The 22,502-nt window shown below is 65.6% G+C and carries 14 protein-coding genes; 7 read left to right on the forward strand and 7 right to left on the reverse strand.

Annotated elements, in window-relative coordinates; translation table 11 throughout:
• Positions 1-85 precede the first annotated feature (85 nt).
• The 3 genes from QX010_RS05320 to QX010_RS05330 all read left to right on the forward strand — a co-directional run bounded on the left by QX010_RS05320 (position 86) and on the right by QX010_RS05330 (position 6,874).
• Positions 86-2,479 carry a TonB-dependent receptor gene (locus QX010_RS05320; protein WP_316178078.1) on the forward strand — a complete coding sequence of 798 codons (2,394 nt, stop codon included), beginning with the start codon at positions 86-88 and terminating at the stop codon, positions 2,477-2,479.
• A gap of 446 nt (positions 2,480-2,925) precedes the next feature.
• Entirely contained in the window at positions 2,926-5,958 is a 3,033-nt protein-coding gene (locus QX010_RS05325; protein WP_316178080.1) for an autotransporter domain-containing protein, read from the forward strand.
• Positions 5,959-6,505: 547 nt separating this feature from the next.
• Complete coding sequence (locus QX010_RS05330) at positions 6,506-6,874, forward strand: hypothetical protein (RefSeq protein WP_410051926.1); 369 nt, start codon at positions 6,506-6,508, stop codon at positions 6,872-6,874.
• 171 nt (positions 6,875-7,045) lie between these two features.
• On the opposite strand, the gene QX010_RS05335 is transcribed toward QX010_RS05330, so the two are convergent.
• Positions 7,046-8,143, reverse strand: coding sequence for an alkene reductase (locus tag QX010_RS05335; RefSeq protein ID WP_316178082.1), 1,098 nt, complete (start codon positions 8,141-8,143; stop codon positions 7,046-7,048).
• Positions 8,144-8,305: 162 nt separating this feature from the next.
• Positions 8,306-8,809 (reverse strand): DUF1993 domain-containing protein, encoded by a 504-nt coding sequence (locus QX010_RS05340; protein ID WP_316178084.1) that lies wholly within the window; start codon positions 8,807-8,809, stop codon positions 8,306-8,308.
• 188 nt (positions 8,810-8,997) lie between these two features.
• Between QX010_RS05340 and QX010_RS05345 the strand changes: the two genes are divergently transcribed.
• Positions 8,998-9,339 carry a VOC family protein gene (locus tag QX010_RS05345; RefSeq protein ID WP_316178086.1) on the forward strand — a complete coding sequence of 114 codons (342 nt, stop codon included), beginning with the start codon at positions 8,998-9,000 and terminating at the stop codon, positions 9,337-9,339.
• 62 nt (positions 9,340-9,401) lie between these two features.
• Here QX010_RS05345 and QX010_RS05350 read toward each other — a convergent pair whose 3' ends face one another.
• The gene (locus QX010_RS05350) at positions 9,402-10,640 is read right to left on the reverse strand and encodes a lytic murein transglycosylase (RefSeq protein ID WP_316178458.1); all 1,239 of its coding nucleotides are present in this window, start codon (positions 10,638-10,640) and stop codon (positions 9,402-9,404) included.
• Between the two features lie 245 nt (positions 10,641-10,885).
• Positions 10,886-12,526 (reverse strand): phosphoglucomutase (alpha-D-glucose-1,6-bisphosphate-dependent), encoded by a 1,641-nt coding sequence (gene pgm, locus QX010_RS05355; RefSeq protein WP_316178088.1) that lies wholly within the window; start codon positions 12,524-12,526, stop codon positions 10,886-10,888.
• A 486-nt stretch (positions 12,527-13,012) separates the two neighbouring features.
• On the opposite strand from pgm, the gene QX010_RS05360 reads away from it, so the two are divergent.
• Positions 13,013-13,717 (forward strand): hypothetical protein, encoded by a 705-nt coding sequence (locus QX010_RS05360; protein WP_316178090.1) that lies wholly within the window; start codon positions 13,013-13,015, stop codon positions 13,715-13,717.
• Between the two features lie 159 nt (positions 13,718-13,876).
• On the opposite strand, the gene QX010_RS05365 is transcribed toward QX010_RS05360, so the two are convergent.
• A complete protein-coding gene (locus tag QX010_RS05365) occupies positions 13,877-14,299 on the reverse strand; it encodes a hypothetical protein (RefSeq protein WP_316178092.1) in 423 nt (140 codons plus the stop codon).
• A gap of 335 nt (positions 14,300-14,634) precedes the next feature.
• Here QX010_RS05365 and QX010_RS05370 point away from each other — a divergent pair, with 335 nt between their 5' ends.
• On the forward strand, positions 14,635-15,933 hold the full coding sequence (locus tag QX010_RS05370; RefSeq protein WP_316178093.1) for a TadE/TadG family type IV pilus assembly protein: 1,299 nt from the start codon (positions 14,635-14,637) through the stop codon (positions 15,931-15,933).
• Positions 15,934-15,940: 7 nt separating this feature from the next.
• Here the strand turns inward: QX010_RS05370 and mdoH are convergent, their stop codons facing one another.
• Both mdoH and QX010_RS05380 read right to left on the reverse strand, forming a co-directional pair.
• The gene (gene mdoH, locus QX010_RS05375; protein WP_316178095.1) at positions 15,941-18,079 is read right to left on the reverse strand and encodes a glucans biosynthesis glucosyltransferase MdoH; all 2,139 of its coding nucleotides are present in this window, start codon (positions 18,077-18,079) and stop codon (positions 15,941-15,943) included.
• On the reverse strand, positions 18,067-19,572 hold the full coding sequence (locus QX010_RS05380) for a glucan biosynthesis protein G (RefSeq protein ID WP_316178097.1): 1,506 nt from the start codon (positions 19,570-19,572) through the stop codon (positions 18,067-18,069). The genes mdoH and QX010_RS05380 overlap by 13 nt, the downstream gene beginning before the upstream one ends.
• A gap of 592 nt (positions 19,573-20,164) precedes the next feature.
• Here QX010_RS05380 and arsA point away from each other — a divergent pair.
• Positions 20,165-21,934 (forward strand): arsenical pump-driving ATPase, encoded by a 1,770-nt coding sequence (arsA, locus tag QX010_RS05385; protein ID WP_316178099.1) that lies wholly within the window; start codon positions 20,165-20,167, stop codon positions 21,932-21,934.
• Positions 21,935-22,502 lie beyond the last annotated feature (568 nt).

Raw genomic sequence — 22,502 nt, forward strand, 5'->3', positions numbered from 1 at the left:
GGGTAAATCGACCAGTTCTGGTGCGGGTGGGGCTCAGGGGCGTGGGCTGTTGCCGGAACCGGTCGACAAGAAACTGGGGGACGTCTTGACCAGACTGTCGGCGCTGAAGAGCGCGTTTCTCGCGACGTGTGCGTTGCTGCCCACGGCTGCGTTCGCGCAGCAAACCCTGCAGACCATCGAGGTGGTCGGCGTCTCGCCCGTTCAGGGCAGCGAGATCGCGAAGGACAAGATTCCATCCAATGTCGAAACCATCGGGGCGCGGGAGCTCGACCACAGCCGTGCGCCGACGCTGCTCGACGGCATCCTGCAATCGGTGCCCGGGGTCTCGCTCAGCGACCAGACCGGCAACGCGTTTCAGCGCGACCTGAACTACCGCGGCCAGACCGCCTCGCCGGTGCTCGGGACGCCGCAGGGCATCGCCGTCTACCAGAACGGCACCCGCATCAACGAGGCCTTCGGCGACGTCGTCAACTGGGACCTGATCCCGGAAATGGCGATCGCGCGCATGACGCTGATGCCGAACAATCCGCTGTTCGGCCTCAACGCCACCGGCGGCGCGCTCTCGATCGAGATGAAGAACGGCTTCAACTACCAGGGCGGCGAAGCGCAGCTGTTCGGCGGCTCGTTCGGCCGGATCCAGTCGGGCGCGCAATACGGCTGGAACAATGGCACCTATTCGACATACATTGCCGCGGAAGGCGCCTATGACCGCGGCTGGCGCGACTATTCGTCGGCCTCGCAGATCCGGCGCATGTATGCCGATTTCGGCGCGCGCGGCGACAACACCGAATTCCACCTCTCCTTCACCGGCGCCGACAACAAGCTCGGCTCGGTCGCGGCGACGCCGATCGAGATGCTGAATCAGCGCTGGTCCAGCGTCTACACCTGGCCGCAGTCGCTGCGCCTGCAGATGCAGATGGTGCAGGCCAGCATGAAGTGGGCGCCGACCGACACGCTCTCGATCCAGGCCAACGGCTACTACCGCAACTACAAATCCGCGCGCATCGACGGCAACGGCACCGAGGTTGCGGCCTGCGACCCTGCGGGCGCGTTTCCCGGCGAATTCTGTCTCAGCGATGCCGCCGGCACCGAGTTCCAGATGAACCGCAACGGCCCGACCGCCAACACGCTGGCCGGCAGCGCGGCGCTCGGCCAGATCGACCGCAACACGGTGAAGACCGACAGCTATGGCGGCTCGCTCCAGGCGACCTCGACCACGCAGCTGTTCGGCCACGACAACCATTTCGTCGTCGGCGCCAGCGTCGATCACGGCAACACCAACTTCCAGGCGACCTCCGAACTCGGCACCATCGACAACAACCTGTTCGTCACCGGCCTCGGCGTCTATATTGACCAGCCCAACGCGGGCCTTGCTCCCGTCAATCTGAATGCCAAGAACACCTATCTCGGCGTCTATGCGACCAACACCTTCGACATCACCTCGCAACTGGCGCTGACCGCCGGCGGCCGCTTCAACTGGGCTCAGATAAACCTGCGCGACCAGACCGGCTTCGCGCCGCTGTTGAACAGCAACAACAACTTTCAGCGTTTCAACCCGGTGGTCGGCCTGACCTACAAGATCACGCCTGATATGACCGCCTACGCGGGCTACTCCGAAGCCAACCGCGCCCCGACCCCGCTCGAGCTCGGCTGCTCCGATCCTGCCAATCCCTGCCTGATCGACAACTTCCTGATCGCCGATCCGCCGCTCAAGCAGGTGGTGTCGCGCACCGTCGAAGGCGGCCTGCGCGGTGAGATCTCCGGCGGCCGCTCGGCCTACGCCGCCGATCCGCCGGCCTACCGCAAGGCGCCGATCAAGTCGGTGGCGGTCGATGATGGCTGGCGGCTGCGCTGGGGGCTCAGCCTGTTCCGGACCGAGAATTCCGACGACATCCTGCAAGTGGTCGATCCGCTCAACCCGGTGCGCGGCTACTTCAAGAACGCCGGCACCACCCTGCGCCAGGGTGTCGAGGCCAAGCTCGATCTCGCTTGGAATCGCTGGACCGCATACGCCAACTATACTTTCATCGACGCCACCTTCCGCAGTGCTTTCGATGTCAACGATCCGTTCCTCGGGGCGCCGGTCGGTGTCGTCTCCGGCAACCACATTCCCGGCATTCCGGCGCATCGCCTGAAGCTCGGCGCGGAATATGCCGTGACCGACGCCTGGAAGGTCGGCGCCAGCGTCAACTATGTCGGCAGCCAGTACCTGTTGCACGACGAAACCAACGTCTATCCGAAGGTTCCGGCCTACTGGGTCGTGAACGTCAACACGTCCTATCAGGTGACCAAGAACGTCGAGGTGTTCGGCCTGATCCAGAACCTGTTCAACCAGCGCTACTACTCGGCGGGCACCGTGTTCGACCCTGCCGGCTTCAACACCGCCGGCGGCGGAACGGCGTTCGCGTTGAACGATCCCCGCAGCATGGTGCCGGGAATGCCGCTCGCGGCCTATGCCGGCATCCGGGCGAAGTTCTGAGCCTCAGCCACGGACCACCAGCGACGCATAGGCGCATCCGCGCCGCGCCACGGCAGCCCCCACCGTGGCAAGAAGGCCGGGAGAAATCCCGGCCTTTTCATTTGCTGGTCGGGGTCTTGCAGGTGCCGGAACCGCGAGCGCGGAGTTCATCTCTGCGATGTCCTTCGCGGTGGAGCGGTCTGCCGTCCTCGTCGTCAAGTTTCAGATCTGGCGGGAGAGCGGTGCTTCAAGCGAAGCCGCTTATGATGATTAATCGAATTACTATGGGACTAATTCCGTTGTTAGTTGGACAATGTCCCGTGCGTTCATAGAAAAGTTCGCCTTGCTGGTTCCTGCCAACGTTTCGATACAATCGGTCATCAACAAGAAGCCGTGTATTGCGTAACGTGGGGCGTTAGGTGAAATCAAAAAGCAAAAAGCGCAGCGAGGCGGCTGTCGTTAGTTTCGTGTTGTTGTCGACATGGATGGTCGTCGGCGAGGCAAGGGCCGAGTGCACGACGCCGGGTGTCACGGTCACCTGCAGCGGGAGCATCTCCTCCGCGATCACCGTGTACGACGCCGCTGCGGCGACAGCGACGCCCTCGAGCGGCAGCAATTCTTATACGCCGGCGAACCCGGTCTTTCCAGCGACCGGCTACAATCCCAACCCTCCCACGACGATCGTCACGCTGGACTCCACGGCCGTTCGCAATCTCACTACGAACACCCAGACCGGCCTGGCCGATCGCGGCATGATCGCGGCCAATTTCTCCAATGCCGAGGATCCGGCGGTCAACAACGTCATCATCAACAATGCCGGCTGGCTGAGCCTCACCACCAGCCAGCTCAGCGCCGGCCGGCTTCACGTCGTCGTCGCCGACAGCCAGGTCAACAAGTTCACCGTCAACAACACCGGGACGCTCGCCGTCACCCAGAATGTCTTCGGCGCGTTCGATGCGAGCAAGCTGAGCGTTTCGATCGGCGCTACGGCGACAGGCCGGTACAACGGCACCAACCTCGCGGTCATCTCGGCGCTCTATTCCGACGACAACACCAACAGCTTCGTGGTGAACAACCGCGCCGGCGGTACGATCTCGGCGACCGGCAACTATGCCGCTGCCTATTACGGCCGGGCCGACACCTCGATCACCAACTCCGGCACCATCGCCAGCACGAGCTGGACGGCGGCGAGCCGCTTCTACGACGGTCACTGGGCGATCGCAGCGTTCGCCGGCGCCGAGTTCGATACCATCCCCGGCAGCAATCCGGATTCGCCGCTCTACAAGTTCGACTCCGCGGGCAACGTGACGGTGACGGAGACCAAGGCGCTGACGCTGACCAACAATGCCAGCGGCGTGATCAAGGGCGACATCCTGGCGCTCGATACCAATCCGCTGACCACCGCCGCCGGTCTCGCCGCAGGATCGACCTTCCCGCTGACTGGCAGCGGCTCAAACTCTGGCCCGCGCGACAGCGTCATCGCCAATGCCGGCCTGATCCAGGGTAACCTCTATCTCGGCTCGGGCGAGCATGACATCACCAACAGCGGCACGATCTCGGGATCGATCTCGGTCGACCAGAGCGCCTCGCGCGGCTCCTTTGCCAAGGCGACCGCGGGTACCGTCGCCGGCACCTATAGCAGTTCCGGCTCGGGCATGGATGCCAACGGCAACGCCTGTCCGACGGCCGGCATCAACACCACGGACCCGCTCTGCGCCGCCAGCACCAACCAGGCGGCGACGTTCTTCGGCGCCCGCACATTCAATCTGGTCAACACGGGCACGCTCAGCGGCGACATCACCATCAACGACGAGGATGGCGCGACGAATGCCATCCTGCTCAAGGGCACCGGCTTCAGCGGCAACGTCGTCGCGCAGAACGGCCTCGGCAGCAATTCGCTGACGCTCGACGGCGTGACAAGCCTCGCCAGCATCGTCAATTTCGGCATGCTGGACCTGATGAAGTCGCAGGTCACCGTGAGCGGCGGGGCCGGCGTGCAGCTCGTCGATGGCGTCGTGCTGCGGACCACGATCTTCGGATCTGGCGGCACCGCGGCGGCGCCGTCGACCAGGATCGGCAACATCACGGGCGCGGTGACCTTTGCGGGCGCGGGCACGGTCGCGCCGACGCTTCAGGGCATTGTGCGCCATGGCGATGTCTACCGCGTCGCGACGGCGGTGTCGGCGACGCCGCTCGACGTCGATTTCTCCAGCGCGCTGGTCGGCTTCACGGCCGATACGTCCACCGGGGCTCTGCTGCTGAATGCATCCGTGCGGTCGCCCGCGACCATCGCCGGCATCTCGCCCTCCAGCCTCGCCGCGCTGAACGGATTGCTTGGCTACAGCGGCAGCAACGCGCAGGTGCAGGCGCTCGGCGGCGCGGTGCAGAGCCTCGGCACCGACAGGGAGGTGCGCAGCGCCGGCGATCAGTTGCGTCCGTTCGTGAACGGCGCCCAGGTCCAGGTGCCGCTCAGCACCGCATCGCTGTTCCAGAACCAGATCGACAACCGGCTGACGGCCGCGGCCGCATCGCCCAATTCGCGCGTCGCCTCGGCGTTCGCCGACGACACCGATCCGCTCACCTCGATGCTGATGGCCTTCAATGCGACCAAGGCCCGTCCGACGGTGAAGGCAGCGCTGGCTCCGGCCATCGCGCCCGAACCGGAACGCACCGTCTGGGGCAGCCTGATCGGCACCAATGCGTCGCAGCGCGACGTGGCCGGTGTTGCCGGCTACAGCGGCAATACCGGGGGGCTCGTTGCCGGCATCGATCAGCGGATCGATGGTGCGTTCCGCGTCGGTGCCGCGTTCGGCTATGCCACCAGCGCGATGGACGATCGGACCGCCGCCGGCGATGCGGTCGGGATGCAGCACTATCAGGGCACGGTGTACGGTGCCTATGTCCAGCCGTCCTGGTACGTCAACGGCTCCGCCGGCGTCGCGCTGGTCGACTACACCACCACGCGCCGCATCAACTTCGCGGGCTTCACCGATACCGCCTCCGGCAGCCACAAGGGGTGGCTGACACTGCTCCGCGGTGAATTCGGTCTGCCCGTGAAGGTGGATCAGGCCGTGCTGACGCCGTTTGCCGGCGTGACCTATGCCCGCCTCGATCAGCAGGCCTACACCGAGACCAGCACCGCAGGTGCTGCGCTCGCGATCGCCAAGCAGACCACCAATTCGGTGCGCTCGAACCTCGGCCTCCGCGCCTCGGTTCCGTTGCTGGTGACCTCGACCTACGGCTTCGGCCTGGAGACGCTGGCGGCATGGCGGCACGAGTTCGGCAACACCGCGCAGAACGTGACCGCAAGCTTCGCCGGCGGCGGCGCGACCTTCTTCGCCGCCGGACCGTCGCCCGAACGCAACCTGGCCGAGCTGGGCGCCGCGCTCAAGCTGGTGGCATTCGGCGAGCGTCAGTCGATCTCGCTGGGCTACAACGCCGTGGTCGGCAGCCAGTATCTTGAGCAGTCGGCGGTGCTGAAGGTGCGGGCGGAGTTCTGAAGAGTCTGCCTTTGGCAGAGCCTGCGAAGCACGACGTCGAAGAGGCCGGGAGCAATCCCGGCCTTTTTGTCGCTGCATCGTCGCAGCGCGCGGCGCGACGCGTCTCCGCTACCGTGGGGTGAGCAAAGGCGCGCGCGACACTGCATGTCGCGAGCTGAACTCCATCGCGCGCCGTGCCCACCATTCCCTCCGGTTGCGCGGGTGCACGGTGGGCACGCGACGCCTGCGGGGCGGCCGCTTTGCCCACCCTACGCAGCCTGCATGAAACGTCGAGGGGGCCTGCTCACGCCGGGTCTCGGGCAATTATCCCGCTGGCCTCGTGAGCGGGATCGTTACGCGCTCTTGGAATTTACGAAGCATCGCGATTAGTTGCTGACGGCCTCCGTCAACTACGAACTTCCGCCACAGAACCCGACCAGCTATTGCGCATCGTATCGAGCAGCGAGGTGTGCACATGAGCCGTAGATCTTCAAGCCTTTTATCGATCGTCTCATTATTGGTGGATGCCGTTCGCCGGCCCCACGTCCGCCGTTGGGTACGAGCGACGATCTCGGTCGCGACTCTCGCCGGCGGTATAGGTGCGCATTCTCTGCTGCTTGGCGATGCGACGGCGCGCGATCTCGACGGGCGTTACGCCAATTCTCCGCTCCAGGGCTGGTTCGAGAGTTTGCGTTCGGGCAGGGGGCCGTGCTGCTCGGATGCGGATGGCACCGCGCTCTCGGACACGGATTGGGACACGAAGGATGGCCGCTATCGTGTCCGCATTGAAGGCCAATGGTGGGTCGTTCCGGAAGAGGCCGTGGTGACTGAGCCCAATCGCGCCGGCCGGACGATGGTATGGCCCGTGTATTATCGCGAGCTGAATACGGGCCTGCGCATCGATGTGCGCTGCTTCCTGCCGGGCAGCATGATGTAGGTGGGGATGTGCTGGATCGCAGGGCTGTAGGGTAGGCAAAGGCGCGCAAGCGACATGCTGCGTCAGACGCGGTCTCTTGCGCGCCGTGCCCACCATTCCCTCCGCTTGCGCGGATGCACGGTGGCACGCGCCGCCTGGCGGCAGCGCTTTGCCCACCCTACGAGATGACGATTACTCCGCCGCTTGCGCCGCTTTCAGCGTCGGATAGTCGGTGTAGCCCTTTTCGCCGCCGCCATAGAGGGTGGCGCGGTCGAGCTCGTTGAGTGGGGCGCCCGTCTTGAGGCGCTCGACCAAGTCGGGATTGGCGATGAACGGCCGACCGAAGGCGATCAGGTCGGCCGCGTTGGCATCGAGCTGCTTGTTCGCGAGCGCGAGGTCATAGCCGTTGTTGGCGATGTAGGCGCCCTTGAAGCGCTTGCGCAGCGAGGCGTAGTCGAACGGTGCAACGTCGCGCGGGCCGCCGGTCGCTCCCTCGATCACGTGGATGTAGACCAGATTCAGTGCCGCGAGCTGGTCGACTATGTAGTCGAACAGCGCCTGCGGATTGGAATCCGAGATGTCGTTGGCCGGCGTCACCGGCGACAGACGGATGCCGGTCTTGTCGGCGCCGATCGCCTCCGAGACGGCCTTGGCGACCTCGAGCATCAGCTTTGCGCGGTTCTCGATCGAGCCGCCATAGGCGTCGGTGCGCTTGTTGGCGCCGTCCTTGGCGAACTGGTCGAGCAGATAGCCGTTGGCGCCGTGGATCTCGACGCCGTCGAAGCCGGCCTCGACGGCATTCAATGCGGCCTGCTTGAATGCCGCGACGATGCCGGGAATTTCGCCGAGCTCGAGCGCGCGCGGCGCTGAGACGTCGGTGAAGGCGCCGCCGACGAAGGTCTTGGTCTTGGCGGCAACGGCCGACGGCGCGACCGGTGCGCCGCCGTTCGGCTGCAATGAGACATGGGAGATGCGGCCGACATGCCAGAGCTGGATGAAGATGCGGCCGCCCTTGGCGTGCACCGCGTCGGTCACCTTGCGCCAGCCGGCGATCTGCGCCTTGGAATAGATGCCGGGCGTGTCCTGATAGCCCTGACCCTGCTGCGAGACCTGGCTGGCCTCGGAGATCAGGAGGCCGGCCGAGGCGCGCTGGGCGTAGTACTCGGCCGTCAGCGGACCAGCGGCGAGGCCTTCAACGGCGCGGTTGCGTGTCAGCGGCGCCATCACGACACGATTGGCGAGGGTGATCGGACCGAGCTGGTACGGCTCGAACAGTTTGGATGCACTCATCGGGGTCTTTCCAGGAGGGAGGAGGAGGGGGTTCAGGTCAGTTGTGCATTGCCGCGAACAGCGCAATGCCGGGAGGTATCCGTCCGGCGCAGACGAGCCGCGCGATGGAGCGGCCGCGACTGGCCGTCCGCTGGACAGCCTGTCGCAGTACACGAAAGGGGATCAGGCCACGCCCAGGAAGTCCCGCTTGCCGATGTCGACGCCGTTGTGGCGGAGAATGCCGTGAGCGATCGCAGCGTGGAAATAGAAGTTGGGAAACGAGACGCGGTTAACGAAGTCCTGCCCCTTCAGGGTCAGGGTGGTGTTGGGCCCGCTGGGAAAGGTCACGTCGCGGCTATCGGCCCCGTCGAACTGCGCCGGCGTGAACGCCTTGAGGTAATCGACGGTCTTGGCGAGCCGCTGGCGGAGCTCGGCGAATGTCGTCTCGGTGTCGGGCGTGCTGGGGATCTCGCTGTGGGACAGCCGCGCGCACCCCTTGGCGGCGAAGTCGCAGGCGAGCTGGATCTGCTTGGAGAGCGGCAGCATGTCCGGATACAGGCGTGCGCCGAGCAGCACCTCGGGGGCGATCTTCCTGGCTTCGCAATGGGCCTCGGCCTTGCTGAGCAGGCCAGACAGGCTGCCGAGGATCTGGAGGTAGGCCGGGACGGTCGAATCGTAGAAGGACATGTGATGCTCTCTCTTGGCAGGAGACGTCGCGACGAAAGCGCGCGCCCTCGGAGATGGGGCGGCGTTCAAGAGAATGCAACTGCATCTTTCCGGTTTTTCCGGGCGCTGGCGGATTGCTGCCCTACCGTTCCCGGCATATCACCTCGTCTATGCGAGCTGGCCGTCGCCGGCGTTCTCAGCGATTTTCGATGTCGCGTGATCTCGATGCCTCGGAGCGGTTCTACAATCGGCTCGGCTTTGCGCGCCCGGACAGCGACAGGCCGGCTCCGGGTGAGCCCGACACCTATCGCATGCTGTCGAATCCGCAAGGTGGATCTCTGCACCTGACGGACGCGGTCGAGGGATGGCTGACGCCGGGCCGAAACCCCTTTGGACTCTACCTCTATGTCGAGGATGTCGACGCCGCGGCGCGGGAGTTTCAGCAAACGCCCGAAGACAAGCCGTGGGGGATGTACGAGTTCGCGCTATCCGACCCGGATGAAACCTTGGTCCGTGTCGGCTGGCCAACGCGGCTGCGCGCCGGGTCGTAAGAGGTCATCGACTCGTTTGGGCTCTTACGCGCCACGCGCGGGCGTCGCCCGCCGATGTGCGCTCACCGCGTCGCTGTCGTTGAAGCCGGTGCCGCCTGCGCCCGCGGCGTGTTTCCACGCATCCGCGTGAGCAGCTCTGCCGTGGGCCAGGAGTCGGCCGGCAGCCCCAGCCGCAGCTGCATCGTCTTGACCGCGGTGCGGCTCTGCTGTCCCAGCACGCCGTCGACCTTGCCGACGTCGAAGCCGGCCTTCACCAGCAGCTGCTGCAGCTCCTTGATCTCGTTGAACGGCAGTTGCGCCACGGGGCCGGCGGGCTTGCGCATTGGCGGCGCGCCGGCGATGCGGGCGGCGAGGTAGCCGGCCGTGGTCGAATAGATCAGCGAGTTGTTCCATTCGGTATAAGCGGCGAAGTTGGCATAGGCCAGGAACGCCGGGCCGTTGCGGCCCATCGGCAGCAGCACCGAGCCTTCGAGCGCATCGTTCGGCAGCGGCCGGCCATCGGCATAGGTCACGCCGAGGGCGGTCCATTTGCTGCGCGGCGCCTTGACGGTGAGGTCGGCCTGCTCCCAGGGAAACGTCTGCGGCACGCGGATCTCCTCCAGCCACGGCTCGCCGCGGCGCCATTTCAGTCCGGTCGCGATGTAGTTGGCGGTCGAGCCGATCACGTCGGGCGCGCTGCGCAGGAGATCGCGGCGGCCGTCGCCGTCATAGTCGACGGCATAGGTGACGTAGTGGGTCGGCAGGAACTGGGTCTGGCCGAGCTCGCCAGCCCAGGAGCCGATCATCTCTGACGGCGTGAGATCGCCGCGGTCGATGACCTTCAATGCGGCGATGGTCTCGTTTTGGAAGCGCTCGCTGCGGCGGCAGTCATAGGCCAGCGACACCAGTGACGGCAGCACCGGCAAATTGCCCATGTTGGCGCCGAAATCGCTCTCCAGACCCCAGAACGCGGCGATGACCGCCGGGGGCACGCCATACTCCTTCTCGGCGCGCGCGAACGCTGCCGCGTGCGCCTTGATGTGCTGCTGGCCGTTCTGCATCCGGTAGGGCGCGGCCATCCGGCCGGCGAACTCGGTGAACAGTTGACCGAACACGCGCTGGCCGCGGTCGCGATTGACGATGCCCTGGTTGTAGGTGAGGTAGGGCGAGGCGGCCGCGATCGCGCTCTGAGACACGCCTTCGGCAATGGCACGCTGCTTCAGCTCGGCGAGAAACCGGTCGAAGCTCTGGCCGTTATGGCAGGCCGCGGCGCGCATCGATGGCGCCGGCTTGGGCCGCGGCGCCGCAGCCTCCGGCGCCATTTGCGCGGTGGCGCTGACAACCAGCATGAACGAGGTTGCGAGCGCGCTGAAGGTGACGCGCAAGACAGTCGAAGAGCTTCGCATCCGGTCTCACCGATGGCTGTCTAATTCCTTGTCCATCCATCGATATCCGATACGGAGGGAAAGGAAAAGGCGAGGGGGAAGCGAATGGTGGAAAGGGGCGAATGGCGAATAGGGAGTAGCGAATAGGGGATGAGGAAGCCTCCATTCGCTACTCGCCCTCTTCACCCAACCTTCGCCAGCGCCGCCTGGGCCTCGCTCTGGATCCGCTTGAGATGCTCGGCGTCGCGAAAACTCTCGGCATAGAGCTTGTTGACGTCCTCGGTGCCGGAGGGGCGCGCCGCGAACCAGCCGTGGTCGGTCTCGACCTTGATGCCGCCGAACGACTGGCCGTTGCCCGGAGCCTTGGTATGCACCATGCGGACGGGATCGCCGGCGAGCTCCTTCAGGTTCAGCATTTCCGGCGTCAGCGCCTTCAGCGCCGCCTTTGCCGGCGGGCTCGCCGGCACGTCGATGCGCTCATAGACCGGCGCGCCGAGCTCTGCCGTCAGCTCCTTGTAGAGCTCGCTCGGGTCGCGGCCGCGCCTGGCCATGATCTCGGCGGCGAGCAGCCCGAGGATCAGGCCGTCCTTGTCGGTGGTCCACACCGTGCCGTCGCGCTTCAGGAACGAAGCGCCCGCGCTCTCCTCGCCGGCGAAGCCGAAGCTTCCGGAGCCGAGCCCTTCGACGAACCATTTGAAGCCGACCGGCGTCTCCACCAGCTTGCGGCCGAGCTTCTGCGCGACGCGATCGATCAGCGAGCTCGACACGATGGTCTTGCCGATGGCGGCGTCGCTGCGCCAGTCGGGCCGGTGCGCGAACAGATAGGAGATCGCGGTCGCCAGATAGTGGTTCGGATTCATCAGCCCGCCCGAGCGCGTGACGATGCCATGGCGGTCGGCGTCGGTGTCGTTGGCGAAGGCGACGTCGAAGCGCTCGCGCATGCCGATCAGGCTCGCCATCGCATAGGGCGACGAGCAGTCCATGCGGATCTTGCCGTCCCAGTCCGCGGTCATGAACCGGAAGGTCGGATCGACGAGATCGTTGACGATGGTGGCATTGAGGCCGTAGCGCTCGATGATCGGCGCCCAATAGGCAATCGCCGCGCCGCCGAGCGGATCGATGCCGATCTTGATGCCCGCGGACTTGACGGCCTCGAGATCGACGGTGTTGGCGAGATCGGCGACGTAGGGCGTGATGTAGTCGTAGGTGTGCACCGAGCCGCTCTGCTTGGCCCGGCTGTAGCTGATGCGCGATACGCCATCGAGGTCGTTGGCCAGATAGACATTGGCCTGCCGCTCGATCTCGCCCGTCGCATCGGTGTCGGCGGGGCCGCCATGCGGCGGATTGTATTTGTAGCCGCCATCCTCCGGCGGATTGTGCGACGGCGTGATGACGACGCCGTCGGCGAGATGCGCCGTGCGGCCCTTGTTGTAGGAGATGATGGCGTGCGAGATCACCGGTGTCGGCGTGTAGCCGCCGTCCTTGTCGACCATCACCTCGACGCCATTGGCGCCGAACACTTCGAGCGCGCTGGCCAGCGCCGGCTCGGCCAGCGCGTGGGTGTCGATGCCGACGAAGAGGGGGCCGTCGAGGCCCTGCTGGCGGCGGTAGTCGCAGAGCGCCTGGCTGGTGGCGAGAATGTGGTTCTCGTTGAAGCCGGTCTTCAGCGACGAGCCGCGATGCCCCGACGTGCCGAACGCGACGCGCTGGGTCGGCTCGTGCGGGTCGGGCTTCAGCGCATAATAGGCCGTGATCAGCCGCGGAATGTTGGCGAGCGCAGCATTGGCGATCGGCTTGCCGGCTGCGGGGTCTGTCTTGGCCATGGAGCATCCTTCGCAAGTTCGAGAAACATCTGCGGCGGCGCTTCGTTCCGCCGCGGCGGGCGCAGGGAACGCGGGGCGTCGCGACGAACCTGCCGCAACATGGCGGCGTGCGGCGATCCGATCAACGGAATTCGTGCACGCCCCCGCGACGGCGTGAAGCCTGTTCGAGGTCGGCTGGGGGAATGCTCGACACTCGCGGTCGAGGCCGGCCAATGTCGCCACCTTGTGCGCGCGACATTAACCACGCCTCACGGAGTCCGCGTGCCGGGACCGGCGCTTAAGCCTGAGTTTAACCGATGACCCTTGAAATAGCAGGCCAGAGCAGAGGCGCGTCTCGTGCGCGGGAGAGTCGTCAGGAGCGGAAAAGTGAGAGCGCTTTGTCTCGGCGCGTTGGCCGTCGTTTCAACCTTGGCGCTGGCCGGCTGCAGCCACCAGGTCACGCCGCAGGTGGCATCGTCTTGCGTCGATCTGAGCGGAAGGCCATGCGTGGACGGTCCCGTCGCCGACCAGTCGCCGCAATCATTGGAGCCTATCACCACGATCCACAAGCCTGCGGTCGCGCGCCGCGCGGCTCTGCAGCGCAAGCACGCCCGTGCCGCAAAGCGCCGGGTCAAGTCGCAAATCGTCACCGCCAAGCCGGCTGAGAAGCCGACTGAAAGGCCGGTTGACAAACCGATCGAGAAGCCGCTCGCGGCGCCGGCGCGAACGCCGCGGCCCGGTCCGCCTGCGCCGGCTGACGGCGCACCTCCGCCGGTGATCAAGACCCCCGCCGCCACGACGGACACGCCGAATCCGGCCAAGGTCCAGAACGACGTCATGGTGGCTGCGGTGACGGTGGCCGCCGAGCTCGCCGAGCGGATGACCGCGCTGCGTGTCCCCGAAGGACCCGGCGAAAGTCCTCTCGTCGCTGTGCTGCTGGCGCGTCCCACCGTGCGTGGCGTAGGCGATCTCAGCGGCAAGGTGATCGCGATCGACGAGCGCTATGCCAAGTCCAACGCGAAGATCACCGCGGCCATGAATGCGGCCGGTGCGACGGAGGTGCTGCTGCTGGAAGGGCAGGCCACCGCGATCACCCGGTTGAACAATGGCGAGGTGAGCGCGGCCGTGGTGGCCCTGGTCTCGCCCGAGGCCGCGGAGGCGTTTCCGAAGATCGCGGGCTTTCGCCTGTTCTCTGTCGTCCTGAAGCCGTAGCTTCACGATGAGCATGAACATCTGCTTGGCACATGCCAAACCAGCACCTTCATGCAGTCATCCGGACAGATTGTTGCGGAGGCAAGTCGAAAGGCCCGGCGAAGGTTGTTGTCGAGGGCGCAATCTTGCGGAGGGAGGCTCCCACGTTCGGAGCCCGGCTCAAGCCTTCTTGGCGGCCTTCTTCGGCGCGGCCTTCTTCGGTGTGGGCTTGGCAGGATCGTTCCCGGCCGCCTTGCTCGTCGCCTTGCCGCCTTGCGGCTTGGCCGCCGCACCGTCGGCCTTCTTCTCCGGCTGCTTGGTCTCCGGCTTCCTGGGCAGCTCCGCGGCGGCGGCCTGGCGCATCGCGCGGGCGTAGCTGTCCGCGACGTTGTCGGCGGAGATCAGGAGCCGTCGGGCGGCGGCATTGGCCTGCTCGACCGCCTCGCGCGCGAGCAGCTTGAAGCGCTCCTTGGCATCCTTGTCCTTGGCCTTGACGGCCATGCCGGTGAAGCGGTCCTTGCGCTTTTTCGCCGCGGCCAGAATGGCCTTGTTCTGCTGCTTGGCCAGTTGCCGGATCACGGCATCAAGATCGGCATCCGCCATCGTCGTCCCCAACTCCCCCAGAGAATCAGCGCGCCCCGGCGCTGCAAACCGCGCGGACTATGCAATCGGCGCAGCCGCTTTGCAATCGGGGTACCAGAGGAGGGGCGCCGCGCAGATCGGGCGGGCGGGCGGACGAGACCCGTCCGTCATTCGGTGTCGTGCCGGCCCACGAAAACCGTCCGCATGGCGGTCATGTCGCTTCGAGTGGTGCATCGACACCGCTTACGACAATCGGAAACGCAACGTAACGAATTCTCTGCAATTCCATCAATTCCAATGCAACGGTTGATCCGCAACATCTTCGGCAACATCACCGTGTTTGTTGGAGTGTGGCCGTGCTGGCCGGAAATAGATACCTCAGCCTATTGTCGCGGTTCCGTCGCGACCAGAGCGGCAATATCGCGATCATCTTCGCGCTTGCCCTGCTCCCGATCCTCGCCTTCGTCGGCTCGGCGATCGACTATTCGATGGCCGTGCGCGCCAAGGCGAAGCTGTCGGCTTCGATGGACGCCGCGATGCTGGCTGCGACCGGCTACACCGCCATGCGCGGCGCCGCGTCGGACGCCAAGACGGCGGCGACCAACATGTTCAACGGCCAGATGGCGGCGCATAATCTGGCGGCGGACTCGCTGAACATCGATATCAGCGATAGCGTCACGGCGCGGACCGTGACCGGCAGCGCCAGCGTGGTGGTCAAGACGGCCTTCATGCACATGTTCGGCTACCCGACCATGACGGTCTCGGCCTCGTCGTCGGCTTCGGCCTCGTTCCCGACCTACATGGACTTCTACGTTCTGCTCGACAATTCGCCGTCGCAGGGCCTCGGCGCAACCACGGCCGACATGACGACGCTGCAGAATGCGACCTCCGACAAGTGCGCCTTCGCCTGCCACGACACCTATACGTCGAGCACGAAGAAGACGCTGCAGACCAACAGCTATTATTCCATCGCCAAGAAGAAGGGCGTGACGATGCGGATCGACGTCGTCAGGTCGGCGACGCAGTCGCTCACGGACACCGCAACCGCCAGCCAGGTCGTCAGCAACCAGTACCGCATGGCGGTCTACAGCCTGGGCAGCGATTGCGGCTCGCTCGGCCTCACGACCATCGCCAGCCTGTCGTCGAGCATGTCGTCGGTGAAGTCGTCGGTCGGCGCGCTGGACCTGATGACGATCCCCTATAGCGGCTACAACAACGACATGTGCACCGATTACGACGGCGCGATGTCCGCCATGAACGGCGTGATCCCGACGCAGGGCGACGGCTCGTCGACCAAGCCGCAGAAATGGCTGTTCTTCGTCGCCGACGGCGTCGCCGACTACTCCTACCCGACGACGTGCAGCAAGACCGTGCTCTCCGGCGGACGCTGCCAGGAGCCGCTGAACACCACCACCTGCACCTCCCTGAAGGCGCGCGGCATCAAGATCGCGGTGCTCTACACCACCTATCTCGCGATCACCAACAACAGCTGGTACACGACCTACATCGCCCCGTGGCGCAGCGACATCGGCAACATCATGAAGTCTTGCGCCAGTCCCGGCTACTACTACGAGGTGGATTCCAGCGGCAGCATCGGCGCCGCATTGACCGCTCTGTTCCAGCAGGCGATCGCCTCGGCGCATCTGACCAAGTAGCCCGGGCTCACGCCTCGGAGGCCGGCAGCTTGACGAGCCGCTCGATCGTGGTGCGATCGTTGAGCACGGCGAGCGTTTCGCGGCGGGAGAGGAAGTCGATCGCGTCGCTGAAGCAGGCCGCGTCGGCAATCCTGGCCTTCGCCGTCGTCAGCTCGACATCGATGTCGCCCGGCTCGCGCCGCCGCGGCATGGGCAGGGCATCGACGTGCTGCCGCCGCAGCTCGGCATTCCGCTGCAGCGCGACCAGCGCGGCCTCGCGGCGAGGCTCGCGCTCACCGGCAAGCTCCCGCGCCCGGATCAGCACGCGCGGCGGCGTCCGGTCCTCGGGCGTCACGAACAGGCCGGCGCCGGCGCTACGGCCGCCCGTCAGAACGCCGATCGGAATCGACAGCACGAGGCCGGCGATGACCGGCGACATCCAGGCGAGCAGGGGCAGCGACACCGCATAGGCGCTGGCAGCCATTGCGAGGCCGCACAGGGTGGGCAGCGCGAACTTTCGGTAGATCTCGTGCCGGCTCACGCCGCCGTCGCTGCGGCGCTGCACCTGCCAGCCGGCGTCACGCCCGAGCAGGATCTCGATCACGGCGATCGACTGGAAGATCATCATCGATGGCGCGATCAGCGCCGCCAGCACGGTCTCCGCCAACACCGCGACGCAGAGGCGCAGCCCGCCGCCGAAGCCGCGGCGCCGCGCCGGCGTGAACAAGGTCGCGAGGCAGGCGAGCAGCTTCGGCACCATCAAGAGCCCGAGGGTCGCGGCAAAGACCTGGGCGGCGAGCACCGGATCCTGCGCCGGCCAGCTCGGGAACAGCGCAAAGCCTTTCGGGAAATATTCCGGACGGACGAAATTGGCCTGCAGCGAAATCAGGATGCCGAGCACGAGGAACGTGAACCAGAGCGGCGCGGTGATGTAGGCGCCGATGCCGATCAACAGGTGCATCCGCGACACCCAGTGCAGGCCGCGCGCCGGCAGCACCGCCAGATGCTGCAGATTGCCCTGGCACCAGCGCCGGTCGCGCGCGGCGTGATCGATCAGCGATGGCGGCACTTCCTCGTAGCTGCCGTCGAGGTCGACCGTCATGTAGATTCCCCAGCCGGCGCGGCGCATCAGCGCGGCCTCGATAAAGTCGTGGCTGAGAATATGCCCGCCGAATGGTTTTCGCCCGCGCAACTCCGGCAAGGCCGCGTCCTGCGCGAAGGCGGCGATGCGGATGATGGCGTTGTGGCCCCAGTAATTACCTTCCGCGCCGTACCACCAGGCATTGCCGGCGGCGATGACAGGTCCGTAGAGCCGGCCGGCGAATTGCTGCAATCGCGCGAACAGGCTGGTGCCGTTGACGATCACGGGCAGGGTCTGGATCAGCGCCGCCTGAGGGGCGTGCTCCATGGCATGCGCCAGCCGCACCACCGTCGCGCCGCTCATCAGGCTGTCGGCGTCGAGGATGATCATGTGATCATAGGCCGCGCCGAAGCGCCGCACCCACTCGGCGATGTTGCCGGCCTTGCGGGCGACATTGTCGGCGCGGTGCCGGTAGAACACGCGATCGGTGCCGCACGCCTCGCGCAGCGCCAGGAACGCGGCCTCCTCGCCGATCCAGATGTCGGGATCGGTGGTGTCGCTGAGCAGAAACCAGTCGAAGCGCTCGGCCTGGCCGGTCTCCGCCACGGACTCGATCATGGCGCGCAAGCGCACCATCACCGCGTGCGGCTCCTCGTTGTAGGTCGGCAGCAGCATCGCCGTGCGGCTCGAGAGCCCGGGCAGCGGACCTTCGACATCGATCGCGATCGTATCGCGGCGGCGCGCGAACATCGCGCAGAAGCCGGCCAGGGCCGACACGAAAGCAAAGGCGATCCAGGCGAGCAGGGTCGAGAACAGCACCAGCACCATGCCTTCCAGCACGGTCACGCCGCCGACCTCGACCACCTCGTACATCCTGGTGCAGCCGGCCAGCGTCAGCGCGGCCGTGCCGGCGAAGATCAGCATGCGTCGGAACGCGATGCGTGGCCCGCTCGTGATCGCCTGCGTCGCCGCCGGAACATGATGGAGCGGCGACGGCTGCATCGCGAGCGGCGCTTCTGGGGGCAGCAGGCCGTTGATCTCCGCGCGACGAGGCGCGCGCATCGTCTCTGCGGCTACGGCGTCCATCGGTAGATCCAGCTTTCGGAGACGAGCTTGTCGTTGGCGGTCAGCTCGGCGCGCAACTCGACCGGTGCGCCATTGACGGCGCATTGGAAGCTCAGCCGCCATCCGCCCGTCTCGGGATTGGGCTGCGTGACGATGTTGGTCACCTCGGCCTTGTCGGCGCTGACCACGCCCTTGACCTGCGCCGGATCGAGCCCTTTAAGGGCGTCGCCCTCGAGCTCCAGCACGAACAGCCGGCCTTCGCCGTGAACGCCGACGCCGGTGCGGGTGACGCGCGCCAGCGCGTGCGGCTTCGGCGCGTCCTGTCCCCAATGCAGGCGATAGGTCATGTTGTGCTCGCCCTTGGCGGCGAGCGGCGTCTTCGGCCGCCAGAATGCGGCGATGTTGTCGTGGATCTCCTGCTTGGTCGGAATCTCGAACAGCACCACGGCGCCTTCGCCCCAGTCGCCGATCGGCTCGATCCACAGGCTCGGCCGCCGTTCGAAATGCGATTCCAGATCCTGATAGGCGGCATAGCTGCGCTCGCGCTGCATCAGGCCGAAGCCGCGCGGATTGAGGTCGTTGAACACGCTGACTTGCAGGTCGCGCGGATTGCTCAAGGGACGCCACAGCTGCTCGCCCTTGCCGTTGAACATCGCAAGCCCGTCGGAATCATGCACCGCGGGTCGGAAGTCGTCGGCCTCGTTGCGGTCGTTGGGTCCGAAGAAGAACATGCTGGTCATCGGCGCCAGCCCGGCATGAGCGATCTCGACGCGCGGGTACAGCGAGGCCTCGACGTCGAACACGGTGGTCTCGCCGGGACGAATGGTGAAGCGGTAGGAACCGGTCGCGCTCTTGCTGTCGAGCAGCGCGTGCACCACCATCGCGGTGGCGCCCGGCGTCGGCTTCTCCAGCCAGAACGCCTTGAAGACGGGGAATTCCTCGCCCTTCGCCTCGCCGGTGTCGATGCAAAGTCCCCGCGCGGAGAGACCATAGATCTCACCCTTGGCCACCGCGCGAAAATAGCTCGCGCCGAGGAAGACGCAGACCTCGTCATAGTAGTCCGGCCGGTTCATCGGCGCATGGATGCGGAAGCCGGCGAAGCCGAGGTCGGCCGCCGGGAACGCCGCGACCTGCTGGCCGAATGCGAAGTCCTCGGGACGATAGGCCACGGGCCTGGCCTGTCCGTCCGCAACCTCGTAGATGTCGACCCGGTCCTTGTAGATCGAGCCGCGATGGAAGAACTGCGCCTGGAACGGCAGGTCGTCGCCGCGCCACAGCGCGTGGTCCGGCAGGAAGCGGATCGAACGATAGGCATCGTAGTCGAGCTTCGCCAGCGCGTCCGGCAGCTTGTCGTCCGGCGCGGCGAATGGCTTGGCCGCGAGGGCGCGTGCGAGGTCGCGCACGGTGGCTGCACTGAACGGCTGAGCCGCAGGCGGCGCTGCGGACGCGCTCCGCGCCAGGGACGCGGCGACCGGGATCGCAGCCGCAGATTGAATGAACTGACGGCGATTCAACTTATTCTCACTCTGTTGCGTGGAACTGCGGAGCAACCCTTCTGGAGGCCTGCGGTTCCACCGCAAGCCAACAAGAGGCGGCTTTGGAGTTCCGACCTGCTGAATGCGCCAACGGCGATCCGTCCGGCGCGTGCAGAGCATGTGCGCGGCGTTCTGAACGCAGCGTGAGCGACGGTCCCGCGTGACGGACATGGAGCCGAGACGTGAGCATTCGACCTGCTCGCGTCAGCCACAGCAATTTTGCTTCTCGTGTCTTACGCCGGAAGGTGCGGGGCTACATCCAGGGCTGGGATCTTCCACGTCCTGACTCGCACTCGGCGGCTGCCGCAATGCCGACGATGGGTGCGCTCCTGCAACACGATTATTGATCCATCGCAACAAGGAGTCGTGCCGGGACTCTACGAATCGATTGGTCTGCGGCGACCGATCAAGGCACGAAAAGGGACCATGATTGGTGACCCGAAAGGACGTCGAAGTCGGTCTAGCACTCCGCGCCGAGTTCATGCACCGAATCGAGCGAACGCCGGCGACAAAAATCTTACCGACTCCCGGGTCGGCAATGCCGCACCACGATCACCTGGAAGGGATTTGAATGCTTCGATTGCGTGCGCTGAACGCTCCGACGCCCTTTCTTTTTTTCACTGGCAAGGGCGGTGTAGGCAAGACGTCGCTCGCTTGTGCGACCGCCATCAGTCTCGCGGACCGTGGATTGCGTGTTCTTCTGGTCAGCACCGATCCTGCGTCGAACCTCGACGAGATGTTGGAAGTTGAACTAACTGACAGCCCGGTGCCGGTGCCGAACGCGGCAAGGCTCTTCGCGATGAATATCGACCCTGAGGCCGCAGCCGAGAGCTACCGAGCTCGCGTGCTCGAACAGCTCGAGCCCACGGTGACGGATCAGGAGAGATCGACCATACGCGAGCAGCTTTCCGGCGCATGCACCACCGAGATTGCCGCATTCGACGAGTTCGTCGGATTGCTGGACGGGGACAGAGCGGGTTACGACCATATCATCTTCGATACGGCCCCGACCGGCCACACCTTGCGGCTTCTGAGCCTGCCGAAGGCTTGGACCGGTTTCCTGAAGGACAACGACCGCGGAGCATCGTGCCTCGGCCCACATTCGGGTTTGAAGATGCAGGAGGATCGTTTTCGACAAGCGCTTCAAGCGCTGGGCGATCCTCGGCGGACGACCGTGGTCCTGGTGACCCGCGCCGACCGGAGTGCAATCCGGGAGGCGGCGCGAACGTCGAGCGAACTTGATGCACTCAACCTCTCCAATCAGACACTCGTCGTGAACGGACGCTTTCACGCCACTGACCCTGCCGACGCGGTCGCAAGCGCACTCGAGCGGGATCAGGATGAGGCGCTCGCCTCGATGCCGGATTCGCTGCGAAAGCTGCCGCGGGACGACGTCCCATTGGTTGGGTTCGACATTGTGGGTCTCGCGGCGCTCAGGGCCGTGTTGTCGTCGTCCAGTCCACGGCTTGAGACGTCGACTGGCGAGCAAGTCGGAGTGCCGGTCGGCCTGCAGGGCCTCGACCGTTTGGTCGATGACATTGCTCACCGCAATAGCGGCCTCATCATGGTCATGGGCAAGGGCGGCGTCGGGAAGACGACGGTTGCCGCTGCCATCGCTGTCGGCCTTGCGAGACGCGGACATGCCGTCCATCTCAGCACGACCGATCCAGCGGCCCACGTCACGGATGTCGTTGATGCCGCGATGCCCGGGCTGACGGTGGATCGGATCGATCCTCGGCGCGAGACGGAGCGCTATGTCGCGAAGATACTGGCGAGCCGTGGCCGCGACCTGGATGAGCAGGGCAAGGCGCTCCTGCTTGAGGACCTGGCTTCGCCCTGCACGGAGGAAGTCGCCGTTTTCCATGCCTTCTCGCACGTGGTTGCGGAAGCCCGGAGCGCCTTTGTGGTGCTCGATACGGCGCCGACCGGTCATACTCTGCTCCTGCTCGATGCGACCGGGGCCTATCATCGCCAGATGACGAGCCAATTGGAGCCGAGCGCCGCTGGCCGGCTGATCACGCCGCTGATGCGATTGCAGGATTCCAGCTACACGCAGATCATCCTGGTGACCCTGCCGGAAACGACGCCCGTTTCGGAGGCCGCCGCTCTCCAAGAGGACCTGCGGCGCGCCGGCATCGAGCCGTTCGGTTGGGTGATCAACAAATGCCTCGCCGCCTCCGGAACTCGCGATCCCCTGCTGCAAGCGCGGATTGCCAGAGAGCGGACCCAGATCGCTCGTGTTCAGGACGGCTTGGCCAAGCGCGCTTTCATCATGGGGTGGCGAAGCAGGCCTCCTGTCGGCATCGAGGAGCTGGAGGCCTTATCGATACCGAGTTCTTGATCACGTTCAGCTCCAGCGCGATCTGGTCTCCTCCCCTCGCGTCTCTTGTTACGCGACCCCCGCCCGCCCGTCGGGCAAATCGGCCGCGCATATTTGTTGGATTTGCGGCGCGCGCTACCGGCTCATGGCCTGTCGAGCTGTCAATTCCGTGTGCGCCGATGGACTGATTTCGTCAGCGAGTTCAGCTGGATCACTCGTGTCCAGTCCTATCGGCAAAAATATTGCTGTTTCCATTTTTCAGAATTTGATGTTCACTCCGCTTGTCCCGCCTCGATCTGAGGGGCGTTTCGCGGTCGTCACGAGCGTTGGGTGCGGGATGCGATGGGCGTATCGAACTGCAGCGCGAGCGATCGTGCCGACGAACGGTTCGATGCGCACGGTCAAGCCGTGTGGTCCTGATCTCCCGGTGCTGAGATCAAGTTTGCGCCTGCGATGGCGCTGATGACAGGGGCAAGACAGCCGGTCCCTGGGGAGAGCACGGAGTAAGCCGTAAAGCCATCGCGCGGGGAAGGCCGGGATGTCCCAGCCGAACCTGTGGTTCCTGCCCCGTGCATTTTTTCCGCACGGG

Source organism: Bradyrhizobium sp. SZCCHNRI1009, from assembly GCF_032487575.1.
Taxonomy (GTDB): Bacteria; Pseudomonadota; Alphaproteobacteria; order Rhizobiales; family Xanthobacteraceae; genus Bradyrhizobium.

Excerpts from the sequence above, each read along its gene's own strand:
- QX010_RS05335 (WP_316178082.1), bottom strand. The coding sequence starts at position 8,143 with ATGAGTGCATCCAAACTGTTCGAGCCGTACCAGCTCGGTCCGATCACC.
- QX010_RS05345 (WP_316178086.1), top strand. The coding sequence starts at position 8,998 with ATGTCGCGTGATCTCGATGCCTCGGAGCGGTTCTACAATCGGCTCGGC.
- arsA (WP_316178099.1), top strand. The coding sequence starts at position 20,165 with ATGCTTCGATTGCGTGCGCTGAACGCTCCGACGCCCTTTCTTTTTTTC.
- QX010_RS05365 (WP_316178092.1), bottom strand. The coding sequence starts at position 14,299 with ATGGCGGATGCCGATCTTGATGCCGTGATCCGGCAACTGGCCAAGCAG.
- mdoH (WP_316178095.1), bottom strand. The coding sequence starts at position 18,079 with ATGGACGCCGTAGCCGCAGAGACGATGCGCGCGCCTCGTCGCGCGGAG.
- QX010_RS05350 (WP_316178458.1), bottom strand. The coding sequence starts at position 10,640 with ATGGCGCCGGAGGCTGCGGCGCCGCGGCCCAAGCCGGCGCCATCGATG.
- pgm (WP_316178088.1), bottom strand. The coding sequence starts at position 12,526 with ATGGCCAAGACAGACCCCGCAGCCGGCAAGCCGATCGCCAATGCTGCG.
- QX010_RS05340 (WP_316178084.1), bottom strand. The coding sequence starts at position 8,809 with ATGTCCTTCTACGATTCGACCGTCCCGGCCTACCTCCAGATCCTCGGC.